Raw genomic sequence first — 21,946 nt, forward strand, 5'->3', positions numbered from 1 at the left:
GACCGCCCTCCCCCCCCCTCCTTCGCCTGTTGCACCTAGTACCTCGCCCCCCCCCCCCCCCCCCCCCCCCCCGCCCCCCCCCCCCCCCCCCCCCCCCCCCGGGGGGCGCCCTCGTGCGTGTTCGGGCCGAAGTCTCAGGCCGGAGCCGCGCCCGCGAGCAGCTTCCTGAGCAGGGCGGCGAGCTGCGCGGTCTCCTTCTCGTCGAGTCCGGAGGCGCCGAGCGCCGCGCGCTGCGCCTCCAGGCCGGCCACGACGGCCCGGTCGACGAGGTCGCGCCCCGCGTCGGTCAGCGTGACCTGGAGTCCGCGCCGGTCGTTCGGGTCCGGCGAGCGGCGCAGCAGACCCGCCCGCTCCAGTTTGTCGAGGCGCCCCGTCATGCCACCGGTCGTCAGCATCAGCGTGGCGGAGAGCTGACGGGGCGAGAGCGTGTACGGCTCGCCGTGTCGGCGCAGCGTGGCGATGACGTCGAACTCGCCCCGGGTGGTGCCGACTTCGCGGTAGGCCTTCTCGACGCGGTCGGCCACCGCGTGCGCCACGCGGTAGACGCGGCCGTAGATCTCCATGGGGGTCGTCTCCAGTTCGGGCCTGACCGATGCCCACTGCTCGATGATCGCGTCGACGGCGTCGGCGGTGACGACGTCGGGGGAGGCGGTGGCAGTGGCGTCGGCGGCGTGGGGAGTGTCCGGGGAGTGCATGGGGGAAGTATCGGCCCCCACTCCAGAAGCTTGCAAGTAAGCAGATTCGGCCTAAGTGAATTCTCGCTAAGTGGGTTGACGGTAAGTAGCTTGCGACTAAGCTAATCACCATCAAGCTTCCACTCCGGCCTGACGGGCCGCCGAGAGAGGTGTGCCATGAACCGCGCCGCGACCATCCTGCTCACCGCCTACGCCCCCATCACCTGGGGCTCCACCTACGCCGTCACCACGGAGTTCCTGCCGGCGGACCGGCCCCTGTTCACGGCCATGATGCGGGCGCTGCCCGCGGGGCTGCTCCTGCTGCTCCTGGCCAGACGGCTGCCGAAGGGGGTGTGGTGGGGCAAGGCCGCGGTCCTCGGGGCGCTGAACATCGGGGCCTTCTTCCCCCTGCTGTTCCTGTCCGCCTACCGCCTGCCCGGCGGCATGGCCGCCGTCGTCGGCTCCGTCGGACCGCTGTTCGTCGCCGGGCTCTCGGCGCTGGTCCTGAGCGAACGGCCGACCGCCCGCACGCTGCTCACCGGGATCGCGGCCGCGTTCGGCGTCAGCCTCGTCGTCCTCAAGGCCACCGGGAGCCTGGACGCGATCGGGCTGCTCGCGGCCGTGGCGTCCACGGCGTCGATGTCCACGGGCACCGTGCTCACCAAGCGCTGGGGCCGGCCCGAAGGCGTGGGTCCGCTGGCCCTGACCAGCTGGCAGCTGACCATGGGCGGCCTGCTCATCGCACCCGTCGCCTTCTTCGTCGAGGGCGCGCCGCCCGCGCTCGACGGCCGGAACATCGCGGGCTACGTGTATCTGTCCATCGCCGGTACGGCCGTCGCCTACTGGCTGTGGTTCCGCGGCTTCGGCCGCCTCAGCGCGACGCAGATCAGCCTGCTCGGACCGCTCTCGCCGGTGACGGCGGCGGTCATCGGCTGGGCGGCGCTCGGCCAGTCGCTGACGGCGGTGCAGCTGGCGGGCATGGCGCTCGCGTTCGGGGCGACGCTGTTCGGCCAGCTCAAGCCGCGGGAGAAGGCGGAGCAGCCGGGGGCGCGGACGGTCGCGGGGGCGCCCGTCGCCGCCGGATCGTTCAGCACAGCTTCAAAGAACGGTCGGAAAGATTCGATGGACCTGAGCGGTTCGCCGGTGCGACGGTAGTCCGGCAAGCGACCGCACCCACCGCCCCGGGACCGGGGGGAGAGGCGAGGGATACCAGTGGCGACCGCCCTGGACAGGACCACCGAGGACACCAAGGGTGAGAAGGCCGCAGGAGGTGTGCGGGCCGACCGGGCTGACCGGTCGGCCTGTTCGGCCTGTTCGGCCCGTTTGGCCTGTTCGGCCGTCGCCGGGGGCCTGGGCGCCGGGCTCGGCCTCGCGCTGCTCGCGACCGTGGTCTGGTCGGGCAGTTTCGTCACGTCCCGCGCCCTCGCCGACAGCGTGCCGCCCGTCCAGCACGCCTTCTGGCGCTGGCTGATCGCCATCGCGGCGGTCGCGCCCTTCGCGCTGCGCGGGACCTGGCGCGTGCGGGCCGTCCTGCGCCGTCACTTCGGCTACCTCCTCGCGGCCTCCTTTCTCGGCGTCACCCTCTACAACACCCTGGTGAACCAGGCGGGCGTGACCACCACCGCGGGCAACATGGGCATGATCATGGCCGCGTCGCCGGTCCTGATGGCCGGCTACGAACGCCTCGGCGGGGCCCGGCTCGGCGCCCGCCGCACCACCGGCATGCTGATCGCCTGCGCCGGGGTGCTGCTCCTGGTCAGCAAGGGTTCCCTGGCCCTCGACCTCGCCCCGGGCGACCTGTGGGTGATCGGGGGCGCGCTCGCCTTCGGCTCCTACAGCGCGCTGCTGCGGCGCAGGCCGCCGGAGCTGGGCGGGCTGCCCTTCCTCTTCGCGACGTTCGTGCTCGGCGCGCTGATGCTGCTGCCCGCGTACGCCGTCAGCCTCACGGTCCAGGGCGGCTTCACCCCGACGCCGGGCACGGTGACGCCGCTGCTCTACGTCGGCGTGGTCTCGTCGGCCGTGGCCTTCTTCGCCTGGAACAAGGCCATCGCCCTGATCGGCGCGGCCCGCGCCGGGGTCGTCTACTACCTCCAGCCCGTGTGCGTGGCGCTGCTGTCCTTCGCCCTGCTCGGCGAGGGCATGAGCTGGCCGAGGGCGGCGTGTATGGGCCTGATCCTCGGCGGGGTGGTGCTCGGTTCGACGGCGGGCCGCGGACCCGGGCGCGGGAGCGGTAAGGGGCGGGGGGTCAGCTCCTGACCCCGTCCTTCAGGGCGTACCCGCCCTCGACGACCTCGGCGTCGGCGGCCGGAGCCATGCACCGGGTGAGCTTCGGCGCGCCCTTGGCGGTGGCGCCGCTCAGGCCGACGCGGGCGGTGTCCCGCGCGGTGTCGCTCCCTTCGCCGCCGGGGACGTAGAAGCTGACGCCCATGCGGGTGTGCCGGTCGAGCGCCGCCCGCCAGGGGTGGCCGGGGCTGGTGCGCACGAGGACGCCGGTGACCGTGGCGGTCGGGCCGCCGGTGGTCAGGCAGTCGACCTTGAAGTCGCCCCACAGAGTGCGGGCGGGCTCGCCGTCGCGCGCGGGGTAGCTGTGCTGGATGCGGAACGTGCCCCAGCCGCGGCTCGCCGGGAGCGGCCGGTCCGTGGGGCGGTAGGCCTTGGCGTCGATGCTGATCCGGACGGCCTCGTCCTTGACCGGGTAGTCCATGCGGCCCTCGCCCTTGAGCGCGGATATCGAGGTCCGGGGCTTGGCGGACGCGTCGTCCCACGGCCCGGGGCCCGACGGTTCGGCGAGGGCCACGGGCACGGTCACGGCGACGACGAGGACGGCCAGGGCGGTGGCGCGGAGGGCGGTCTTGAACACGGCTGCGGCTCCCTGCGGTTCGGTACGGAAGGACGCGCCCGGCTGACCGAGCGGGCGCGCCCCACCGGCGGGACGGGGCACGCCCGGCCGGTGTGCTCCGATCCTTCCGGGCGGCCGGGCCAGTGGCATCGGCCCTCGGGTGGAGCGCCTCCGCCGTACGGGGGAGGCGGGCGGGGCCGGGAGGGGCCGCCGGTACGTTGGCGGCATGAGTGAGTGGGACATCAAGAAGCTGCGGATCCTGCGCGCGCTGCGGGACCACGGCACGGTGACGGCGGCCGCCGGGGCGCTCAGCATGACGCCGTCCGCCGTGTCCCAGCAGCTGTCCAACCTCGCCAGGCAGCTGGACGTCCCCCTCCTCGAAGCGCGGGGGCGGCGGGTGCGGCTCACCGACGCGGCGCACCTCGTCCTGCGGCACGCGGAGGCGGTCTTCGCCCAACTGGAGCGGGCCGACGCGGAGTTGGCGGCCTACGCCCGGGGGGACGGGGGAGAGGTGCGGGTCGGGGCGTTCTCCACGGCGGTGCCCGCGCTCGTGGTGCCCGCCGTGCGGGCCCTGCGGGAGGCCAGGCCCGGGGTGTCCGTACGGGTGCGGGAGGCCGAGGCGGCGCAGGCGTACGAGCTGCTCGCGGCGGGCGAGGTGGACCTGGCCCTGTCGCTGGCCGCGCAGGCACCGGCGCGGCGTGACCCCCGCTTCACGGGGGTCACGCTCTTCGCGGATCCGCTGGACGTCGCCCTGCCCGGCGGGCATCCGCTCGCCCGCAAGCGGGGGCTGCGGCTCGCCGACCTCGCCGACGAACCATGGATCTTCGGGGGGTCCGGGCCCTGGTCGGACATCACGCGGTCCGCGTGCGAGGCGGCGGGGTTCGTGCCGGAGCAGGCGCACAGTGCCGCCGGGTGGGCGGCGATCCTGGCGATGGTGGAGGCGGGGATGGGGGTTGCCCTGGTGCCGAGGATGGCGGGGGCCGCGGGGCACGAGGGCGTGGTGACGCGGGGGCTCGGGGCGGAGCGGCCCCACCGCCACGTCGTCGCCGCGACCCGCCGCGGCGCGGCCCCCGCCGTGGCCCACGTCCTGGCGGCCCTCCGCGCGGCGGCCCCCGCCTGAGCCCCTGCGCCGACGGCCGGGCGGCACCTGGGCGCTGTGCCCCCCCTTCCCCAAGCTCTCGGCTTCGCTCGAGCAGGGGCTGCCCCACTCGCCCTGCGGGACGATTGCCCACAGCGGGGGGAGGAGGACCACCCACCCGCAGCGCCCCGCGTCGGGGCCGGGCCGGCGAAGCCGGGGTGCTGCGGGTGGGCGGGCGGGGAGAAGACCCCCGCGGCAGCGGGGTCAGGCCTTGTCGGCTGCCTGTGCCCGCAGGGCTCGTTCCACGCCCGCACGGGACTCCGTGATCAGGCGGCGGAGGGCCGCCGTCGGCTCGGCCGAGGCGAGCCACGCGTCGGTGGCGTCGAGGGTCGCCGCGGACACCTGGACCGACGGGTAGAGCCCCACGGCGACCTGCTGCGCCATCTCGTGCGACCGGGACTCCCACACCGCCTTGACGGCGCCGAAGTACTTCTCCGCGTAGGGCGCGAGCAGCTCCCGCTGCTCGGTCTGCACGAAGCCGGAGATCACGGCCTCCTGCACGGCGTTGGGCAGCGCGTCGGACTCGACGACGGACGCCCACGCGGCGGCCTTGGCCTCGGCGGTCGGCCGCGCGGCCCGCGCGGCGGCGGCGTGCCGCTCGCCCGCGGCGGTCCTGTCCCGCTCGAACTCGGCGTCGATGCCCGCCTCGTCGAGGCGGCCCATGGCCGCGAGCCGCCCCACGAACGCCCAGCGCAGCTCCGTGTCCACGGCCAGGCCCTCGATGCTCTCGGAGCCGTCGAGGAGACCTTCGAGCAGCGCGAGGTCGGACTCCGAGCGGGCGGTGGCCGCGAACGCCCGCGCCCAGGCCAGCTGGTGGTCGCTGCCCGGCTCGGCCGCGCGCAGGTGTTCCAGGGTCGCCTCCGTCCACCGCGCGAGCAGCGCGTCGCGCCCGGCCGGGTCGGCGTACAGGTCGAGGGCGAGCTTCACCTGGCGGTGCAGCGACTGCACCACGCCGATGTCGGACTCCTTGGCGATGCCGGAGAGGACGAGCGCCAGGTAGTCGCGCGTGGGCAGCTCCGCGTCGCGCGTCATGTCCCAGGCGGACGCCCAGCACAGGGCACGCGGCAGCGAGGCCTCGAAGTCGCCGAGGTGCTCGGTGACGAAGGCGAGGGACTCGCTGTCCAGGCGGACCTTGGCGTAGGACAGGTCGTCGTCGTTGAGCAGGACGACCGCCGGGCGGGCCCGGCCGACCAGGGCCTCCACGGCCGTCAGCTCGCCGTCCACGTCCAGCTCCACGCGGTCGGTGCGCACCAGCTTGCCCGAGCCGGCGTCGAGGTCGTACAGGCCGATCGCGATGCGGTGCGGACGCAGGGTGGGCTCACCCGTGGCGCCCGCCGGGAGGGCGGGGGCCTCCTGCTTGACGGCGAAGGACGTGATGACCCCCGCGGAGTCGACGTCCACGACCGGGCGCAGGACGTTGATGCCCGCGGTCTCGAGCCATTTCCGCGACCAGGTCTTCAGGTCGCGGCCGCTGGTCTCCTCCAGGGCGCCGAGCAGGTCGCTGAGACGGGTGTTGCCGAAGGCGTGGCGCTTGAAGTACGCCTGCACGCCCTGGAAGAACTCGTCCATGCCGACGTAGGCCACCAGCTGCTTGAGGACCGAGGCCCCCTTCGCGTAGGTGATCCCGTCGAAGTTGACGAGCACGTCGTCCAGGTCGCGGATGTCCGCCATGATCGGGTGCGTGGACGGCAGCTGGTCCTGCCGGTACGCCCAGGTCTTCATGGAGTTCGCGAACGTCGTCCACGAGTGCGGCCAGCGCGAGCCCGGCGCGTACGCCTGGCAGGCGATGGAGGTGTAGGTGGCGAACGACTCGTTCAGCCACAGGTCGTTCCACCACTCCATGGTCACGAGGTCGCCGAACCACATGTGGGCCAGCTCGTGCAGGATGGTCTCGGCGCGCACCTCGTACGCGGCGTCCGTCACCTTGGAGCGGAAGACGTACTGGTCGCGGATCGTCACCGCGCCCGCGTTCTCCATCGCGCCCGCGTTGAACTCCGGCACGAAGAGCTGGTCGTACTTCTTGAAGGGGTACGCGTAGTCGAACTTCTCCTGGAACCAGTCGAAGCCCTGCCGCGTCACCTCGAAGATCGCGTCCGCGTCGAGGAACTCGGCGAGCGACGGGCGGCAGTAGATGCCGAGCGGCACGCTCTGCCCGTCCTTCTCGTACGAGGAGTGCACCGCGTGGTACGGGCCGACGATCAGGGCCGTGATGTACGTGGAGATGCGCGGCGTCGGCTCGAAGGACCAGAGGTCGTCCTTGGGCTCGGGCGTCGGCGAGTTGGAGATCACCGTCCAGCCGCTCGGCGCCTTCACGGTGAACTGGAACGTGGCCTTCAGGTCCGGCTGCTCGAAGGAGGCGAACACGCGGCGCGCGTCCGGCACCTCGAACTGCGTGTACAGGTACGCCTGCTGGTCCACCGGGTCGACGAAGCGGTGCAGGCCCTCGCCGGTGTTGGTGTACTCGCAGTCGGCGACGACCCGCAGCTCGTTGCGCCCCTCGCGCAGGTGCCGCAGGGCGATGCGCGAGTCGCGGAAGACCGCGCCGACCTCCAGGGCGTGGCCGTTCAGCTCCACCTCGTGGACGGCGGGGGCGATCAGGTCGATGAACGTCTCGGCGTTCGCCTCGGCGCTGTCGAAGCGCACGGTGGTCACCGACCGGTAGGTGCCGCCCTCCTGCGCTCCGGAGAGGTCGAGATCGATCTCGTACGAGTCAACGGTGAGCAGCTTCGCCCGCTGCTGCGCCTCTTCGCGGGTCAGATTGGTGCCGGGCACGCGGTCATCTCCTCGGTGCGACTATGCGACGTTTCCGTGATGTTTCCGGCCATCCTTCCATGCGGCGTCGCGGGGTGCCCCGGCCCATTGTTCTCGGCCCGCCCTGCGGTTAGCATCCGCGCGTCGGCTCAGGCCCCGCGGGCCTCGGCGGGCCCCAGCGGTGGCGGACACGGGCGGAAGCGGGTGTATATGGCACGGGGAGCACGGGGCCGGTTACGCGGGACGCCCCTGCTCGCCCCCGCGGCGGCCCTGGCCCTGCTGCTCGCCGTGGCGGGCTGCGGCGCGTCGGGCGGCGGCGACGGGGGCGGCGCGGCGGACGGCACGGGCCTGGAGAAGGCCACGATCACCGTCGGCACGATGGCCGTGGCGGACACCGCCCCGCTCCAGCTGGCGATGAGCAAGGGCTTCTTCAAGGCGGAGGGCCTCACCGTGCGCACGACGACGCTCCAGGGCGGCGCCGAGTCGGTCGGCAGGCTGCGCGCGGGCGCCCTCGACATCTCCTTCGGCAACTACGTCTCGTACTTCCTCGCGCACGCCAACAATGCCCTGGACGTGCGGATCGTCGCCGACGCCTTCGCCCTCGCGCCCAAGACGCACGCCGTGCTCGTACGCAAGGATTCGCCGGTCAAGAGCCTGAAGGACCTCGAAGGCAAGAAGATCGGCGTCAACACCAAGCGGAACATCAGCTCCCTGCTCGTCCGGAAGGCGGCCAAGGCCGAGGGCGTCACCTTCGACGAGGACGAGGACTTCGCCGAGATCGGCATGCCGAACATGGAGACCGCCCTGAAGTCCGGCAGCGTCGACGCGGTGCAGGCCGCGGAGCCGTTCGTCAGCGCGATCGAGGAGTCCGGCACCGGCCGCGTCGTCGCCGACCTCGGCAGGCCGCCGACCGCGGGCTTCCCCATCGCGGGGTACGCCACCACGGCGCGGTTCGCCGCGCGGCACCCCAGGACCGTCGAGGCCTTCCAGCGGGCCATGGCCCGCGCCCAGAAGCAGGCCGCCAACCGCGCGACGGTCGTCCGCACGCTCCCCGGCTACACCCGGATCACCCCCGACCAGGCGGCCCAGCTCCACCTCGGCGGCTATCCCGTGGCCCTGGACCCGGCGCGCCTGCGCCGGGTGGTGGGGCTGATGCGGGAGTTCGGCTATCTGCGGCGGACGCTCGACGTCGAGCCGCTCCTCGTGCGCACGGGGCCGTGAGGGCGACGCGGTGAAGGGCGCGGCGCGCTTCGCCACGGGGACAGGGCCGGGGGCGCTCGTCTCCCGGTGGTGGGGGCGGGCCCTGCTCGGCGCGCTCGGCGCGGGCGGGGCCGTGCTCGCCCTGGAGGTCCTGGCCAGGACCGGCGTCTTCGGGGCCGGGCAACTGCCGCCCGCCACCTCCGTGCTCGCCCGCGCCGCCGAGATGGCCGTCGACGACGGCTTCCTCGGCCACCTGGGCACCACCGTCACCGCCTGGCTCGGCGGGCTCGCGCTCGCCGTCGCCGTCGCCGTGCCCGCGGGGCTGCTCCTCGGCTCGCTGCCCGGCCTCGGCGCCGCGAGCCTCGCCGTCGTCGAGCTGGCCAGGCCGGTGCCGTCCGTCGCGCTCATCCCGCTCGCGATCCTCGTGTTCGCCGAACCGGCGCGGGTCGAGCGGTCCCTCGTGTGCTACGCCGCGCTGTGGCCCATCCTCCTCAACACCCTGTACGGGCTGCGCGACGTCGACCCCGTCGCCAAGGAGACCCTGCGGTCCTTCGGCTTCGGGCCGCTGTCCGTCCTCTGGCGGGTGTCCCTGCCGAGCGCGGGCCCGTTCGTGCTCACCGGGGTGCGGATCGCCGCCTCCGTGGGCCTGATCGTGGCCGTCAGCACGGAGCTGCGGGCCGGGGGCGACTCGGGGCTCGGGGTGTATCTGCTCCAGACGCAGTCCGGGGGCGGGCGGCCCGACCTGATGGTGGCGGGGGCGGTGTGGGCCGGGGCCCTGGGGGCGGCGGCGAACGGGGTGCTCGTGGCTGTGGGGCGGGGAGCTTTTCCCCACGCCGGGCGGGCCGAATGATGGCCGCTGTGCGCTTTCTCCTGCTGCGCGGCTGGCTGCTCGCTCTGCTGGTGCTCGCCTGGGAAGTGGCCGCCCGGCGGGCCGAGGACCTCTACTTCCCGCCGCCCGGCCGGATCGTGCGCGTGATGGTGGACGATCCGGGCCTCGACGCGCTCGGGCGGAGCCTCGGGCAGTTGCTGCTGGGGTGGGCGATCGCGGGGGCCGTGGGGGTGGCCGTCGGGGTGGGGATCGGGCTCTCGCGGGTGGCGCGGCACGTGTGTGACCCCGTGCTCCAGTTCGCCCGGGCCGTGCCGCCGCCCACGCTCATCCCGTTCTTCATGGTCGTCTTCGGGCTCGGCGCGTCCATGCGGCTCGCGACCATCGTGTGCGGCGTGGTGTGGCCGGTGCTCCTCAACACCGTCGACGGCGTGCGCTCCGTCGAGCCGGTGCAGCTGGACTCGGCCCGCGTCTTCGGTCTGGGCCGGGCCGCGCGGCTGCGGTACGTGGTGCTGCCCGCCGCCGCGCCGAAGGTCTTCGCGGGGCTGCGCGTCGCGCTCGGCTTCGCGCTGATCCTCGTGGTCATCGCCGAGCTGATGGGCTCGGGTGACGGGGTCGGCGCCCGGCTCAACACGGCCGAGCGGGAGTTCCGCCCCGACCGGATGTGGGCGGTGATCCTCCAGCTCGGAGCCGTCGGCTGCGTACTCAACGGACTCTTCCTGCTTCTCGAGCGGAGGGCACTCGCCTGGCACCGGGCCGCCGGGCGCGGGAACACCTAGGGCGTGGGGGCGCCCGCCGTTTCCGCGCAACCGGTTCACCCGGCACGGAGGGAACGGCCGAAGCACCTGAGCACTCAATTCACATAGACCACGCGGCAGTTGGGATCGGGGCACAGGGGGAGCAGGGGATGTTGGACATCACGGGGCTCAGCCATCGCTACGACGACGGACATCAGGCGGTCGAGGACGTCGAACTCTTCGTGGACCGGGGCGAACTGGTCAGCATCGTCGGCCCGTCGGGGTGCGGCAAGTCCACGCTGCTGAGGTGCGTCGCGGGCCTCCAGCGGCCGAGCGCGGGCCGGATCACGGTCGGGGGCCGGACCGTCGAGGGCGCCGTACCGGACGACCTGGCGGTCGTCTTCCAGGACTACACGCGCTCGCTCTTCCCCTGGCTGAGCGTCCGCGACAACGTGGCGCTCCCGCTGCGCCGCCGCGGCCTCGACCGCGCGGGGCGCCGCGCCCGCGCCCGGGACGCGCTCGCCCAGGTCGGCCTCGCGGACACCGCGGCCAAGTACCCCTGGCAGCTCTCCGGCGGCATGCAGCAGCGCGTGGCCATCGCCCGGGCCCTCGCCTACCGGCCCGCGCTGCTGCTCATGGACGAGCCGTTCGGCTCGGTGGACGCGCAGACCCGCGAGGACCTGGAGGACCTGCTCCTGACCGTGCGGGGCGGACAGGCCCGGGACGGCGGCGCGGCGGCGCCGGGGCGCATGACCATCCTGCTGGTCACCCACGACATCGACGAGAGCGTGTACGTCGGCGACCGCGTCGTCGTGCTCACCGGGGCCCCGGGCCGCGTCCACAGCGAGCTGCGGGTGGATCTTCCGGCGCCGCGCGACCAGATCGCCACGCGCGGCCTTCCCGAGTTCGTGAGGCTCAGGGCCGAGGTCGGACGGGCGGTGCGACGGCCATGACCGTGGACGTACTGATCGCGGGCGCGGGCATCGGCGGCCTCACCACCGCGCTGAGCCTGCACGCGGTGGGTGTCGGCGTGCGCGTCGTCGAACCGGTCGACGTGCTGCGGCCCGTCGGCGTCGGCATCAACCTCCTGCCGCACGCCGTACGGGAGCTGACCGAGCTGGGCCTCGGTGACGTGCTCGCCGCCACCGGCGTGCAGACGGCCGAGATGGTCCACTACGACCGGCACGGCAACCGCATCTGGGGCGAGCCGCGCGGGCTCGCGCTCGGCTACCACTGGCCGCAGTACTCCCTGCACCGGGGCACCCTCCAGATGCTCCTGCTCGACGCGGTGCGGCAGCGGCTCGGCGAGCGGGCCGTGGTCACCGGCACGGCGTTCGTCCGCTTCATGGAGGACGGGAACGCGCTGCGGGTCGTGCTGCGGGACGTGGCGCGGGGCCGTGAGCACGCGGTGCGGGTGCGCGCCCTCGTCGGTGCCGACGGCCTGTACTCGGCGGTGCGCTCCCGGCTGCACCCCGGCGAGGGCCCGCCGCGCTGGAGCGGCATCCGGATGTGGCGCGGCGTCACGGAGTGGCACCCCGTCCTCGGCGGCCGCACGGTCGCCGTCGCGGGCAGCAACGCGCAGGCGAAGCTCGTGGTCTACCCCATCTCGCGGGAGGCCGAGCTGCGCGGCCGGGCCCTGCTCAACTGGGTGGCGGAGGTCCGCTTCCCGCCGGAGCCGGGCGCCGGCCCGGGCTCCGCCGACTGGAACCGGGGCGGTCGCCTCTCCGACGTCCTGCCGCACTACGCGGGCTGGCGCATCGGCGACCTGGACGTGCCCGCCCTCTTCGCCGCGACCCGCCGCATCCTGGAGTACCCCATGGTCGACCGGGAGCCGCTGCCGTGGTGGGGCAAGGGGCCCGTCACGCTCCTCGGGGACGCCGCGCACCCCATGTACCCCGTCGGCTCCAACGGCGGCTCCCAGGCCGTCCTCGACGCCCGTGTGCTCGCCCGCTGCCTGGCCCTGACGGACCCCGACCGCGCCGCGGGGATGCGGGCGTACGAGGAGATCCGCCGCGAGGCCACGGCCGCCCTGGTCCTCGCCAACCGCGAGATGCCCGCCGACCGCTTCCTCGCGGCGGTCGCCGAGCGCGCCCCCGACGGCTTCGAGCGGGTGGAGGACGTCCTGACACCGGCGGAGCTGGGCGAACTGGAGGCCGCGTACCGCTGGACGACGGGCACGGACGTGGCGGAACTCAACAGCAGGGGGTCGTGGGGGCTTCCCTGAGCCGGCGCAGGAGCCGGGCGAGCGCGGCGGGGGTGGTGGTGAGGACGGTGCCCGGGGCGTCGCTCTCGCGCAGGTGGACGGCGCCGTGCGCGGCGGCGACCTCGACGCAGTGGTCGCCGTCGCTGCCGTCGGAGAAGCTGGACTTCTGCCAGTGCGTTGCCTGGGCCATCGGGTGCCTCACAGTTCCTTCGCCACACGCTGGATCAAGTCGCGCGACCGCGCGGGGTCGAGTGCCGCCTTCTCCACCTTACGGAGCAGGGCCCGGAGTTGTCGCAGCTGGGCCTCGGCGTCGATGGGTCCCTTGTTGACGGGCGCGTCCCGAAGTCCGGTGTCCAGCCTGCGTACGGGACCGCCGAGGTACAACATCGAGGATCCGGCACCGGCGAAGCCGTCCTGGTCGACGGGGATGACGCGCACCTGGATGCGGTCCTGTTCGCTCAGGTCGAGGACCTGCCGGAGCTGAGTACGGGCAACCTGACGGTCGGACACGCGGATCCGCAGGGCGAATTCGTGGACGATCGCCTCGTACGGCGTGGGGTCGTCGCCCTCGATGACGGCGCGGCGCCGCATGCGGTGCTCCACCCGGGGCTCCAGCTCACGCGTCGGCAGCCAGGGGTTCACGTACGAGTAGACCGCGCGGGCGTAGTCCGGGGTCTGGAACAGCCCCGGCACATGCGTGATGACCGCCTCCCGCAGGAACGCGGCGTGGTGCTCCAGCTCGGCGAGGTCGAGGAACGCCTGCGGCAGCACGCCCCGGTACTCCTGCCACCAGCCGCGGGTCCGGTCGGTGGCCATCGCCACTAAGGCGTCGACCAACGCCTCGTCCGTGCAGGCGTAATGGGCCGCGAGGCGGCGGACCCGCTCCTCGCTCACGCCCGCGACCCCGGCCTCGATCTGGCTCATCTGGACGGAACTCGCTCCAAGGAGGGCCGCGGCCTCGGTCGCCTTCAGTCCGGCCGCGTCGCGCATCCGGCGCAGCTCGACCCCCAGGCGCACCTGCCGCGCGGTGGGGTTCCGCCTCGTCGCCATCATCGGCTCCTTGGTCCAACTCGCCCTGCGGGCTTCCCCGTTCGGGTGTCAGATTACGTGAACGGCTTGCGAGGTCATAATTTTCAGGCCTACCGTCTGTGATGAGTCGCTCACGCTGTGAAACAACGGGAGTTCCGGAGGCCGGTCGTCCCCTCACCCCATGACGGGGGTGACCCGCAGCCGCCCCGCGTCCACACCGTGTGCCCAACTCCTCAGACCATCAAGGGAGTTCACATATGCCCGAGGGCGGCAGCAAACCCACACCCTTTCCCGGCGCCGAGCCCTGGGAGTACACCCTCCAGATCCCGCGCGAACTCTGCGCGGTCACTGTGTGTCGCCATACGCTCCGCGTGATCCTCACCGTGCACGGCCTCGGCGGCGTCGGCGGCGTCGTCGACGTGGCGGAACTCCTGGCGACGGAGCTGGTCTCCAACGCCGTGCGGCACACCAAGGGCCCCGTCTCCTTCCGCCTCCTGTGGGCCGACGGGGTCCTGCGCATCGGCGCCTGGGACGCCGACCCCACACCGCCCGCCCCGGCCCCGCGCCCGGCCCCCCTCGACGTGGAGGACGGCCGGGGCCTGGACCTGATCCGCTGCTGCGCCGACACCTGGGGCTGGCACCCGCTGCCGAAGGAGGGCGACGCCGGCAAATACGTCTGGTGCGAGCTGGGCGTCGCCGCCTAGGCGCGGTCCGGGCCCGCAGCCCTGCCCGCCGTCACCACCACCCCCAGGGCGAGCACCGCGAGGCCACCGCCCAGCCACAGGACGTCCGTCACGCCCAGGCCGTCGGCGACCCGGCCGCCGAGCAGGGCGCCCAGGGCGATCGCCACGTTGAAGATCGCGGCGAAGAGCGCGGACGCGGCCTCGCGGGCCTGGGGGGCGGCGGCCATCACCCAGTTCTGGGAGGAGACGGAGACACCGCCGTAGGCCAGGCCCCAGGCGACGAGCAGGGCGACGGACACCGCGAGGGACGAGCCCGCGGGGACCAGGAGCAGCACCACGGCCCCCAGGGCGGCGGAGATCAGCAGGAGGGTGCGGCGCGGATCGCGCGCCGCGAACGAGCCGCCCAGGAAGTTCCCCGCGATGCCCGCCACGCCGTAGCACAGGAGCAGACCGCTGATCAGGCCCGCGCCCACGTCCGGCACCCGCTCCAGGACCGGACGGACGTACGTGTACGCGGTGAAGTGGCCGACGACCAGGAGCGCCACCGCGACCAGGCCGACGCGCAGGCGCGGCAGGCGCAGCAGGCCGGGGAAGACGCCGAGGCGCACCGGCTCGCTCGGCGGCAGCGCGGGCAGCACCACGGCGAGCAGCGCGGCCACGCCGAGGCCGAGCGCGGCCACCACGCCGAACGCCCAGCGCCAGCTCGCCAGCTCCCCGATGAAGGTGCCCGCGGGCACGCCGACGACCGACGCCACGGCTATGCCGCTGAAGATCACGGCGGTGGCCCTGCCGACGGACTCGGCCCGCACCAGGCGCACCGCGAGCGAGGCCGCGACGGCCCACACACCGCCGATGCAGAGCCCGACCACGAGCCGCGCGGCGAGCAGGACCCCGAAGGAGGGCGCGAGCGCCGAGAGCAGGTTCGCCGCGCCCAGGAGGAGCATCAGGCCGCACAGGACCAGCCGGCGGTCCGCCCCGCGCACCGCGACCGGCAGGAGCAGCGCGGCGAGCGCCGCGACCACGCCGGGCAGCGTGACGGTGAGGCCCGCCGTGCCGTCGGAGACGCCGAGTCCCGCGGAGAGCGAGGTGAGCAGGCCGACGGGCAGCATCTCCGTCGTCACGACGGAGAAGGTGGCGGCGGCGACGGCGACGACGGACAGCGGAAGGGCCCGCCGCCGCGTCTCCGGGTGGGGGGTCGGGGTCAGGGTTTCCATGGGGGATTTCATGGACACCAGCCAACGCCCGCCCGGCGACCGGGAACAACGCCGGAGATCTCATCCTTGAATGAGCGGGACTAATCGATCCCGGATCGATCGAGCGTGGGCGGGAGCTGCCGGCTGTGGGCGGAGTGGAGATACGGGAACTGGAGTGCTTCCTCGTACTGGCCGACGAGCTGCACTTCGGGCGGGCGGGGGAACGGCTGTACGTCTCGCAGAGCCGGGTCAGCCAGCTGCTCGCCGCGCTGGAGCAGCGGATCGGGGCCCGGCTCGTGGAGCGTACTAGCCGCCGGGTGCGGCTGACCCCGCTCGGCGAGCGATTCCGTGCGGAACTGCGCCCCGCCTACGCGGAGTTGACTGCCGTCGTCGACCGGGCGAAGGGGGCCGCGCGCGGGGTCGAGGGGCGGCTGCGGATCGGCTTCCAGGGCACCGCGGACGCCCGGCTCATGGAGGCCATCACCACCTTCCAGCGGCGGCACCCGGGCTGTGTCACCCAGATCGCGGAGGTGCCCTTCGCGGACCCGTTCGGGGCGGTGCGCCAGGGCGAGGTGGACGCGGCGATCGTGCTCCTGCCGGTGGCCGAGCCCGACCTCGTCCTCGGCCCGCTCTTCTCCCGGCAGCAGCAGACCGTCGCCGTGTCGGTACGCCATCCCTTCGCCGGGCGGGAGCGGCTCGCCGCCGCCGAGCTGCGCGGCACGCCCCTCATCGCGGCGGGCCCTCCCGCCCCCGCCTACTGGCGCGCGGCCCACGCGCCGTCGGACCTGCCCGCGCCCGCCGTCCGGACCCTCCAGGAAGGCCTCACCCTGGTCGCGGCGGGGCAGGGCGCGATGCTCCTGTGCCGGCCGACGGCGGCGTACCACGGCCGCGAGGACGTCGTCTTCGTACCGGTGGACGGGGTGCCGGACTCGGTGCTCGGCATGGTCTGGCACCGGGACGGGGAGACGGAGCGGGTGCGGGCGTTCGCACGGGCGGTCGCCGGGGCGACCGCCGCGCCGGCCGCCGCGTGACACCTCTTCACGCGGCTTCGGGGCGGTGCACGACGAAGTGCAGGCAGCCGTACTCCACGGCACGGACGTGCACCTGCGTGACCTCCGGGTGGGCGAAGGCCTCCTCGAAGGCCTCGTCGTAGCCCGCCGTCGTGTCCTCGGGAAGCTCCAGGAGACGGCCGCCGACGATGCGGCCCTGGTCGTCGTAGCGGCGGAAGGCGCGCAGCGCTCCGGCGCGCGCGAACGGGTAGAGGTCGGCTTCCGCCGGGCCTCCGCACGGGTCCGCGTGGATGAACACGGGGCCCTGCTCGTCGTAGGCGCCCGGCCGGGCGCCGGTCCGGGCCGCCCAGCGGCGGAGCGGGGCGTACGCGACCAGGGCGACGCGGTCGCCCGGGGCGACGGGGCGCAGGCAGCAGCGCAAGGGGCTGCCGCCCTCCTCGTCGGTGTACGGCACGCAGGCGCGGCCCGCGTCGTCCCGCAAACGCAGCTGCGCCAACGCCTCCGGCGAAATGGGCTGAGGTTCGTACAGGGTGCTCATGCCCCCACTCTCCGCCCCGCCCTCCCCCCAGGCTGGCGCTTTTCGGACACCGTCCTCGCACCCCGCCCGCCCCCTTTCGGAGACGGGCGGACGGCGACGGCGCCAGGCCGGGCACATCGAGCCCGTCCGGCGATTGAGGACGAGCGCGTCAGCGCGGGGGGTGAACCGGTGGGACGGTTCAGGACTCCTGGGCGACCAGCTCAGCGATCTGCACAGCGTTCAGCGCAGCGCCCTTGCGGAGGTTGTCGTCGGAGATGAAGAACGCGAGCCCGTGCTCCACGGTCTCGTCGCGGCGGACGCGGCCGACGAAGGACTCGTCGCGGCCCGCCGCACCCAGCGGGGTGGGGACGTCCGTGACGACGACGCCCTCCGCGCCGGAGAGGATCTCGATGGCCCGCTCGGGGCTGATCGGCCGCTCGAAGCGGGCGTTGACCTGGAGGGAGTGGCCGGTGAAGACGGGCACGCGCACACACGTGCCGGAGACCTTGAGGCCGGGGATCTCCAGGATCTTGCGGGACTCGTGGCGGAGCTTCTGCTCCTCGTCGGTCTCGTTCAGGCCGTCGTCGACGACGGAGCCCGCCATCGGCAGGACGTTGTACGCGATGGGGGCGACGTACTTGTCGGGCTCGGGGAAGTCCACGGCCGAGCCGTCGTGGGCGAGCTTCGGGGCGTCGGCGCCGACCTTCTCGATCTGCCCGTACAGCTCCTCCACGCCCGCGACCCCGGAGCCGGAGACCGCCTGGTAGGTGGCGACGACCAGCGAGGTGAGCCCGGCCTCCAGGTGCAGCGGCTTGAGGACGGGCATCGCGGCCATGGTCGTGCAGTTCGGGTTGGCGATGATGCCCTTGGGGCGGTCGGCGATCGCGTGCGGGTTCACCTCGGAGACGACCAGCGGCACCTCGGGGTCGCGGCGCCAGGCCGAGGAGTTGTCGATCACGACGGCGCCCTGCGCGGCGACCTTCTCGGCGAGGGCCTTGGAGGTGGCGCCGCCGGCCGAGAACAGGACGATGTCCAGGCCGGTGTAGTCGGCGGTCGAGGCGTCCTCGACGGTCACGCCGTCGACGACGGTCCCGGCCGAGCGGGCCGAGGCGAACAGGCGCAGCTCGTCGACCGGGAACTTCCGCTCGATCAGGATCTTGCGCATGACCGTGCCGACCTGACCGGTGGCTCCGACGATTCCGACCTTCACGGCTACTCCCTAAAGTTCTGGCACGTGCCTCGGCTGGCTTTCAGCCGTCCCATCATGCGCGGGACCCCAGGGCGCCTGTCCAATTCATTGAGGTCTCAATCGTGCGCCGGGGCGGCGCTGACCAGCAGGTGAGACGCCGCCCCCGGCCCCGCGGCGCGCTCAGCCCCGGTGCTCGACGGCCCAGCGGCCGCTCGTCCTGATCTGCAAGTAGCCGCCGGGCAGCCGCTGGAGGCCCGCCGCGGTGCTGATCCGCCGCACCGGTTCGAGCCGCTCGTCCAGCTCCCAGACCACCAGGAGGTCGATCAGGCCCCGGCCCTCGTGCGTGAGCATCATCTCGGTCTCCGCGCCGGTGTGACGTACGACACCGTAGCCCTGCCCCTCCACGCGCTCGCCCTTGCCGAAGGCGGGCGCGCTCGCGAGCGGGGCGGGGTCGATCCGCCACGCGGTGTGGTCGCCCGCGCTGACCAGGACGTACGCGAAGCCCGCGGGGGAGACCCACAGCGGCCCCGTGACGGGACGGCGGCGGCCCGAGGTGTCGGCGGAGATCACCGTGCGGCCGTGGGCCTGGACGGTGCGGGTGCTCAGGGGGTCGTCGCCGGAGCCGGTGCGGGTGAGGCCGAGCAGCGCGGGCGGCCCGGCGTAGCGGAACACCGCGCTCCCGGCGCCCTCGGCGGGTCCGGTGAGGGGCGGCGCCTGCTCGACGGGCAGCAGCCGCAGGCTCCAGTCGCCCGCCCCGTCCAGCTTGAGGCGCACCTGCGCGGCGCCGTCGCGGAAGATCAGGGTCCGGCCGCGCTCGCCGTTGTTCTGCCCGCTGAGGAACTGCTCCTCGTCGTCGTACTCGTCGAGCAGCTTCGCCTCGTACCCGAGGAACGAGTCCTCGTCCGCGATCGCGTACTCCAGGAGCGCCGGGCGGCCCGGGGCCGGGTTGACCAGCGTGACCGTGGCGCGGCCGCGCCCGCTGTACGCGCCGCTCGCCTGGGCCGCGGCCTGGTCGAGCACCGGCAGCGGGCGCGCGCCGAGCTGCCAGGGGCCGTCGGCCTCCAGGGCGAGCAGCAGCGGCCCGTCGGTGAGCGGCACGGTCTGGCGAAGCCGGTCGGTGTCGTTGACGAGCAGGTCGTAGTCGTCGAGGTCGCGGAGCCTGGTGGCGTCGTAGCTCTTCAGGCCGATGTAGCCCCCGCCGTCCTCGTCGCCCGCGAAGTCCACGTCGAGGTCGGCGGCCGTGCCGAGGTAGGCGAGCACGTCGGGGCCGTAGCCCTGGAGCGCGCCGGGGCCGAGCGGGCGCGCCGCCGACAGCGGCAGGACCCGTACGCCCCAGTCGCCGTCGGCCTCCACGCGCAGACGCAGCGGACGGCCCTGCGGGACCTTGACGAGCGCGCGGCCCCGGAAGTCGTCCAGGGTGCTGTTGAAGAGGTAGTCGTCGTCCTTGTTGCGGCGGTTGAGCGTGGTCAGGCCGAAGTAGCCGTCGCCGCGCTGCCACGCCTCGACGAGCACCGCGCCCGCGGGCGGCAGCGGCACGTCGACGCTGACGACGCCGTTGCCGTGGCCCTCCTGGGCGAAGGGGTGGAAGTCGGGGCCGAGGACCGGGGCCGCGACGGGGGCGGGCCCTGGTCCGGGCTGCCGCTGCCCGTACGGCTGCTGCTGCCCGTACGGCTGCTGCGGCACCGGCGGTGCGGCGGGTGCCGGTGGCGTGACGGGAGCCGGTGGCGCGACGGGTGCCGGGGCGGGCTGCGGCGCCGGGGCGGGGGCCTGCTGCTCCACCGCGATGCCGAAGTCCGTCGCCAGGCCCGCGAGGCCGGACGCGTAACCCTGCCCGACCGCCCGGAACTTCCAGCCCCCGTCGCGCCGGTAGAACTCGCCGAGCACGAACGCCGTCTCGGTGGTCGCGTCGGTGACGGCGTAGTGCGCGACGACACCGCCGTCCCCGGTCAGGGCCTGGAGGTACAGGCCGGGCACCGCGCCGAAGGTGCCGCCGTCGCAGGACCCGGCTATCAGCACCCGCTGGACGTCCGGCTCGATGCGCGGCAGGTCGACCTCCAGCCACTCGGCGAGCTGCCCGCCGCCCTCGGCCGTGCCCGCGTGCCGCACCGCGCCGGAGGGGTGCGCGGGCTGGTTGTAGAAGACGAGGTCGGCGTCGCCGCGGACCGTGCCGCGCGCGTCGAGCAGCAGCGCGGAGGCGTCGACGACGGGCGCCCCGGGCACCTGCGAGCGGCAGACCGCGACCCGCAACGGAGCCACCGGGACAGGGACGTTGGCCCCCTTGGAGATGAGCGTCATGGGGCTCATGGTGTCAGTGAAGAAGGTGTGAAGTCGACGAGGAGAAGTGGTAGAGGGGATTCCGGATGTGTGCCCCCGCCCGGCAGTTGACCTGCGGCGACGCGGGCCACCGCGACGGCTCCCCGGCCCGACACCTCACCGCCGTGACAACTTCCCGGCCCGTCGAACGATTCGCCCCGCTCCCGCGTCGTAGGGGAAACGGAGGAGGGGGAGGGGCATTGCTGCGCGGAAAACCGCGCCGTCAGGCGCGCGACGCGGCCGACCGCCGCACGGAGGCGGCGGACCCGCTCGACCCGGCCCAGGAGGACCGCGTCCGGGCCGTCCTGTCGCTCGGAGGGGTGCCGTACGCCGAACTCCAGGACGGGGTGCAGCAGGTCAGGCTGCGGCTCCTGGAGCGGGCGGCGAAGGGGGACCAGGCCCCGCGCGACGTGTCGGCCTGGGCCGCGGTCGTCGCCTCCAACTGGGCCATGGACTGGCACCGGGCCCGGCGCCGCCAGGAGCGGCTCGGCGAACGGCTCGCCGCGCTGCGCCCCGAGCGGCCCGAGGAGGACGGCGCCGAGTCGCGCGTGTTGTCGCTCGCCGTGGCACAGGGCCTGGACGAACTGCCGGACGGCCAGCGGCAGGTCGTGATCCTGCGCTTCTACGCGGACCTGCCGGTGCGGGACATCGCCGCCGAGCTGGGCATCCCGGAGGGCACGGTCAAGAGCCGTCTGCACACGGCCGTACGGATGCTGCGCACGCGGCTGCACGAGGAAGAGGTGGTGTGACCGTGGCGCACGGCGAGTACGACAAGTACGGCGAGTATGGCGAGCGCGGCGAGCGCGACGAGCGGGGCGGGGCTCCGGAAGAGCCGTACGACGGACCGGACGCCCTGATGCTCGCGGTCACGGACGAGCCCGTGCCCGACGCGGCGCGCGCCGACGAGGAGTTCATGGCCGAGCACGCGGCGGCCCTCGCGGACGTGGCGGCGCTGCGCGAGCGGCTGCGGGCCATGGGGGACACCCTGGCGCGCGGACCGCGGGAAGAGCCGCCGCGGGCCCGCACGGCGCGGGTCCCGCGGCCGGGCGGGCCCGGGTGGCGGCGCGCCCTGCTCGCCTTGGCCGCCACGGCCGCGGCGGGCCTGCTCGGCGGCGTGGTGTGGCTGGGCGCGCGGGCCGACCTCGGCTCCGGGGACGACGGGGACGGGAAGTCGATGGGCGCGGACGCGGGGTCCGAGCGGCAGGAGCCGGGCGGGGGCCCGGCCCAGCGGGACGAGGGCGGCAAGCCGTCGGGCGCGGGCTACGTCGCCTGTGCCCGCCTCATCGTCGAGGGCACCGTACGGAGCGTGGAGACCCTGCCGGGCGGCGTCCAGGACCGGGTCACCCTGGACGTGACCCGCGCCTACAAGCCCGCCGACGCGCCGGACGAGGTGACGTTCGTGCTGGACGTGAACGCGGACCCGGCCCCGCGCGCGGGCGAGCGCGCCCTGATCGGCATCCCCGAGGGAGAGGCCTCGCCGGACCTCTGGACGACGGGCAAGGACATCCCCGAGGAGCGCCGCCGGATCGAGGCCGCACTGCCGAAGGCACGCGGACTGGAGTGCTGAGTTCCGGTGACAGTTGGGTGAAGGCGGTGTTGCGCCCCGCGATAAACCCTTTGAACTGGGGTTTTTCCAGGCTAACT

The 21,946-nt window shown here is 74.1% G+C and carries 21 protein-coding genes; 12 read left to right on the top strand and 9 right to left on the bottom strand.

The genetic code is table 11. The features are described from left to right. Nucleotides 1-134: 134 nt before the first annotated feature. Nucleotides 135-695 (bottom strand): MarR family winged helix-turn-helix transcriptional regulator, encoded by a 561-nt coding sequence (locus tag AC07GB_RS38880; protein WP_478854145.1) that lies wholly within the window; start codon nt 693-695, stop codon nt 135-137. Nucleotides 696-851: 156 nt separating this feature from the next. On the opposite strand from AC07GB_RS38880, the gene AC07GB_RS38885 reads away from it, so the two are divergent. Both AC07GB_RS38885 and AC07GB_RS38890 read left to right on the top strand, forming a co-directional pair. Continuing rightward, nucleotides 852-1,829, top strand: coding sequence for an EamA family transporter (locus AC07GB_RS38885; protein ID WP_478854147.1), 978 nt, complete (start codon nt 852-854; stop codon nt 1,827-1,829). A 168-nt stretch (nt 1,830-1,997) separates the two neighbouring features. Next, nucleotides 1,998-2,930 carry a DMT family transporter gene (locus tag AC07GB_RS38890; protein WP_478854193.1) on the top strand — a complete coding sequence of 311 codons (933 nt, stop codon included), beginning with the start codon at nt 1,998-2,000 and terminating at the stop codon, nt 2,928-2,930. Here AC07GB_RS38890 and AC07GB_RS38895 read toward each other — a convergent pair. Then, entirely contained in the window at nt 2,920-3,534 is a 615-nt protein-coding gene (locus AC07GB_RS38895; protein WP_478854149.1) for a hypothetical protein, read from the bottom strand. The genes AC07GB_RS38890 and AC07GB_RS38895 overlap by 11 nt on opposite strands. A gap of 205 nt (nt 3,535-3,739) precedes the next feature. Here AC07GB_RS38895 and AC07GB_RS38900 point away from each other — a divergent pair, with 205 nt between their 5' ends. After that, nucleotides 3,740-4,633 (top strand): LysR family transcriptional regulator, encoded by an 894-nt coding sequence (locus tag AC07GB_RS38900; protein ID WP_478854151.1) that lies wholly within the window; start codon nt 3,740-3,742, stop codon nt 4,631-4,633. A 222-nt stretch (nt 4,634-4,855) separates the two neighbouring features. Here the strand turns inward: AC07GB_RS38900 and pepN are convergent, their stop codons facing one another. Beyond that, entirely contained in the window at nt 4,856-7,423 is a 2,568-nt protein-coding gene (pepN, locus tag AC07GB_RS38905; RefSeq protein WP_478854153.1) for an aminopeptidase N, read from the bottom strand. 189 nt (nt 7,424-7,612) lie between these two features. Between pepN and AC07GB_RS38910 the strand changes: the two genes are divergently transcribed. The 5 genes from AC07GB_RS38910 (at nt 7,613) to AC07GB_RS38930 (ending at nt 12,389) form a co-directional block, all read left to right on the top strand. Beyond that, nucleotides 7,613-8,623 (top strand): ABC transporter substrate-binding protein, encoded by a 1,011-nt coding sequence (locus AC07GB_RS38910; protein ID WP_478854155.1) that lies wholly within the window; start codon nt 7,613-7,615, stop codon nt 8,621-8,623. Between the two features lie 10 nt (nt 8,624-8,633). Further along, on the top strand, nt 8,634-9,452 hold the full coding sequence (locus AC07GB_RS38915) for an ABC transporter permease (protein ID WP_478854157.1): 819 nt from the start codon (nt 8,634-8,636) through the stop codon (nt 9,450-9,452). 8 nt (nt 9,453-9,460) lie between these two features. Continuing rightward, on the top strand, nt 9,461-10,207 hold the full coding sequence (locus tag AC07GB_RS38920) for an ABC transporter permease (RefSeq protein ID WP_478854159.1): 747 nt from the start codon (nt 9,461-9,463) through the stop codon (nt 10,205-10,207). Between the two features lie 128 nt (nt 10,208-10,335). Beyond that, nucleotides 10,336-11,118, top strand: a complete 783-nt coding sequence (locus AC07GB_RS38925) for an ABC transporter ATP-binding protein (protein WP_478854161.1) — start codon at nt 10,336-10,338, stop codon at nt 11,116-11,118. Continuing rightward, complete coding sequence (locus AC07GB_RS38930; protein ID WP_478854163.1) at nt 11,115-12,389, top strand: flavin-dependent oxidoreductase; 1,275 nt, start codon at nt 11,115-11,117, stop codon at nt 12,387-12,389. The genes AC07GB_RS38925 and AC07GB_RS38930 overlap by 4 nt, the downstream gene beginning before the upstream one ends. Here the strand turns inward: AC07GB_RS38930 and AC07GB_RS38935 are convergent. After that, complete coding sequence (locus AC07GB_RS38935) at nt 12,358-12,558, bottom strand: DUF397 domain-containing protein (protein ID WP_478854165.1); 201 nt, start codon at nt 12,556-12,558, stop codon at nt 12,358-12,360. The genes AC07GB_RS38930 and AC07GB_RS38935 overlap by 32 nt on opposite strands. Before the next feature lie 8 nt (nt 12,559-12,566). Then, nucleotides 12,567-13,418: a helix-turn-helix domain-containing protein gene (locus tag AC07GB_RS38940; protein ID WP_478854167.1), complete on the bottom strand. Its 852-nt coding sequence runs from the start codon at nt 13,416-13,418 to the stop codon at nt 12,567-12,569. 236 nt (nt 13,419-13,654) lie between these two features. Here AC07GB_RS38940 and AC07GB_RS38945 point away from each other — a divergent pair, with 236 nt between their 5' ends. After that, the gene (locus AC07GB_RS38945) at nt 13,655-14,101 is read left to right on the top strand and encodes an ATP-binding protein (RefSeq protein ID WP_478854169.1); all 447 of its coding nucleotides are present in this window, start codon (nt 13,655-13,657) and stop codon (nt 14,099-14,101) included. On the opposite strand, the gene AC07GB_RS38950 is transcribed toward AC07GB_RS38945, so the two are convergent. Next, nucleotides 14,098-15,294 carry an MFS transporter gene (locus AC07GB_RS38950; protein WP_478854171.1) on the bottom strand — a complete coding sequence of 399 codons (1,197 nt, stop codon included), beginning with the start codon at nt 15,292-15,294 and terminating at the stop codon, nt 14,098-14,100. The genes AC07GB_RS38945 and AC07GB_RS38950 overlap by 4 nt on opposite strands. 125 nt (nt 15,295-15,419) lie before the next feature. On the opposite strand from AC07GB_RS38950, the gene AC07GB_RS38955 reads away from it, so the two are divergent. Continuing rightward, nucleotides 15,420-16,304, top strand: coding sequence for a LysR family transcriptional regulator (locus AC07GB_RS38955; RefSeq protein ID WP_478854173.1), 885 nt, complete (start codon nt 15,420-15,422; stop codon nt 16,302-16,304). A 7-nt stretch (nt 16,305-16,311) separates the two neighbouring features. Here the strand turns inward: AC07GB_RS38955 and AC07GB_RS38960 are convergent, their stop codons facing one another. The 3 genes from AC07GB_RS38960 to AC07GB_RS38970 all read right to left on the bottom strand — a co-directional run bounded on the left by AC07GB_RS38960 (nt 16,312) and on the right by AC07GB_RS38970 (nt 20,293). After that, on the bottom strand, nt 16,312-16,821 hold the full coding sequence (locus AC07GB_RS38960) for a DUF1203 domain-containing protein (RefSeq protein WP_478854175.1): 510 nt from the start codon (nt 16,819-16,821) through the stop codon (nt 16,312-16,314). 178 nt (nt 16,822-16,999) lie between these two features. Continuing rightward, the gene (locus AC07GB_RS38965; protein WP_478854177.1) at nt 17,000-18,010 is read right to left on the bottom strand and encodes an aspartate-semialdehyde dehydrogenase; all 1,011 of its coding nucleotides are present in this window, start codon (nt 18,008-18,010) and stop codon (nt 17,000-17,002) included. Nucleotides 18,011-18,169: 159 nt separating this feature from the next. Then, entirely contained in the window at nt 18,170-20,293 is a 2,124-nt protein-coding gene (locus tag AC07GB_RS38970; protein ID WP_478854179.1) for a TerD family protein, read from the bottom strand. 209 nt (nt 20,294-20,502) lie between these two features. On the opposite strand from AC07GB_RS38970, the gene AC07GB_RS38975 reads away from it, so the two are divergent. Together AC07GB_RS38975 and AC07GB_RS38980 are read left to right on the top strand one after the other, a co-directional pair. Further along, on the top strand, nt 20,503-21,051 hold the full coding sequence (locus tag AC07GB_RS38975) for a sigma-70 family RNA polymerase sigma factor (RefSeq protein ID WP_478854181.1): 549 nt from the start codon (nt 20,503-20,505) through the stop codon (nt 21,049-21,051). Further along, nucleotides 21,048-21,869, top strand: a complete 822-nt coding sequence (locus tag AC07GB_RS38980; RefSeq protein WP_478854183.1) for a hypothetical protein — start codon at nt 21,048-21,050, stop codon at nt 21,867-21,869. Before AC07GB_RS38975 ends, AC07GB_RS38980 begins: the two co-directional genes overlap by 4 nt. Nucleotides 21,870-21,946 lie beyond the last annotated feature (77 nt).

Source organism: Streptomyces sp. NPDC045778, from assembly GCF_056431945.1.

Coding starts and splice junctions, on each gene's coding strand:
- AC07GB_RS38880 (WP_478854145.1), bottom strand. CDS start 695: ATGCACTCCCCGGACACTCCCCACGCCGCCGACGCCACTGCCACCGCC.
- AC07GB_RS38885 (WP_478854147.1), top strand. CDS start 852: ATGAACCGCGCCGCGACCATCCTGCTCACCGCCTACGCCCCCATCACC.
- AC07GB_RS38900 (WP_478854151.1), top strand. CDS start 3,740: ATGAGTGAGTGGGACATCAAGAAGCTGCGGATCCTGCGCGCGCTGCGG.
- AC07GB_RS38910 (WP_478854155.1), top strand. CDS start 7,613: ATGGCACGGGGAGCACGGGGCCGGTTACGCGGGACGCCCCTGCTCGCC.
- AC07GB_RS38925 (WP_478854161.1), top strand. CDS start 10,336: ATGTTGGACATCACGGGGCTCAGCCATCGCTACGACGACGGACATCAG.
- AC07GB_RS38930 (WP_478854163.1), top strand. CDS start 11,115: ATGACCGTGGACGTACTGATCGCGGGCGCGGGCATCGGCGGCCTCACC.
- AC07GB_RS38935 (WP_478854165.1), bottom strand. CDS start 12,558: ATGGCCCAGGCAACGCACTGGCAGAAGTCCAGCTTCTCCGACGGCAGC.
- AC07GB_RS38940 (WP_478854167.1), bottom strand. CDS start 13,418: ATGGCGACGAGGCGGAACCCCACCGCGCGGCAGGTGCGCCTGGGGGTC.
- AC07GB_RS38945 (WP_478854169.1), top strand. CDS start 13,655: ATGCCCGAGGGCGGCAGCAAACCCACACCCTTTCCCGGCGCCGAGCCC.
- AC07GB_RS38950 (WP_478854171.1), bottom strand. CDS start 15,294: ATGGAAACCCTGACCCCGACCCCCCACCCGGAGACGCGGCGGCGGGCC.
- AC07GB_RS38960 (WP_478854175.1), bottom strand. CDS start 16,821: ATGAGCACCCTGTACGAACCTCAGCCCATTTCGCCGGAGGCGTTGGCG.
- AC07GB_RS38970 (WP_478854179.1), bottom strand. CDS start 20,293: ATGAGCCCCATGACGCTCATCTCCAAGGGGGCCAACGTCCCTGTCCCG.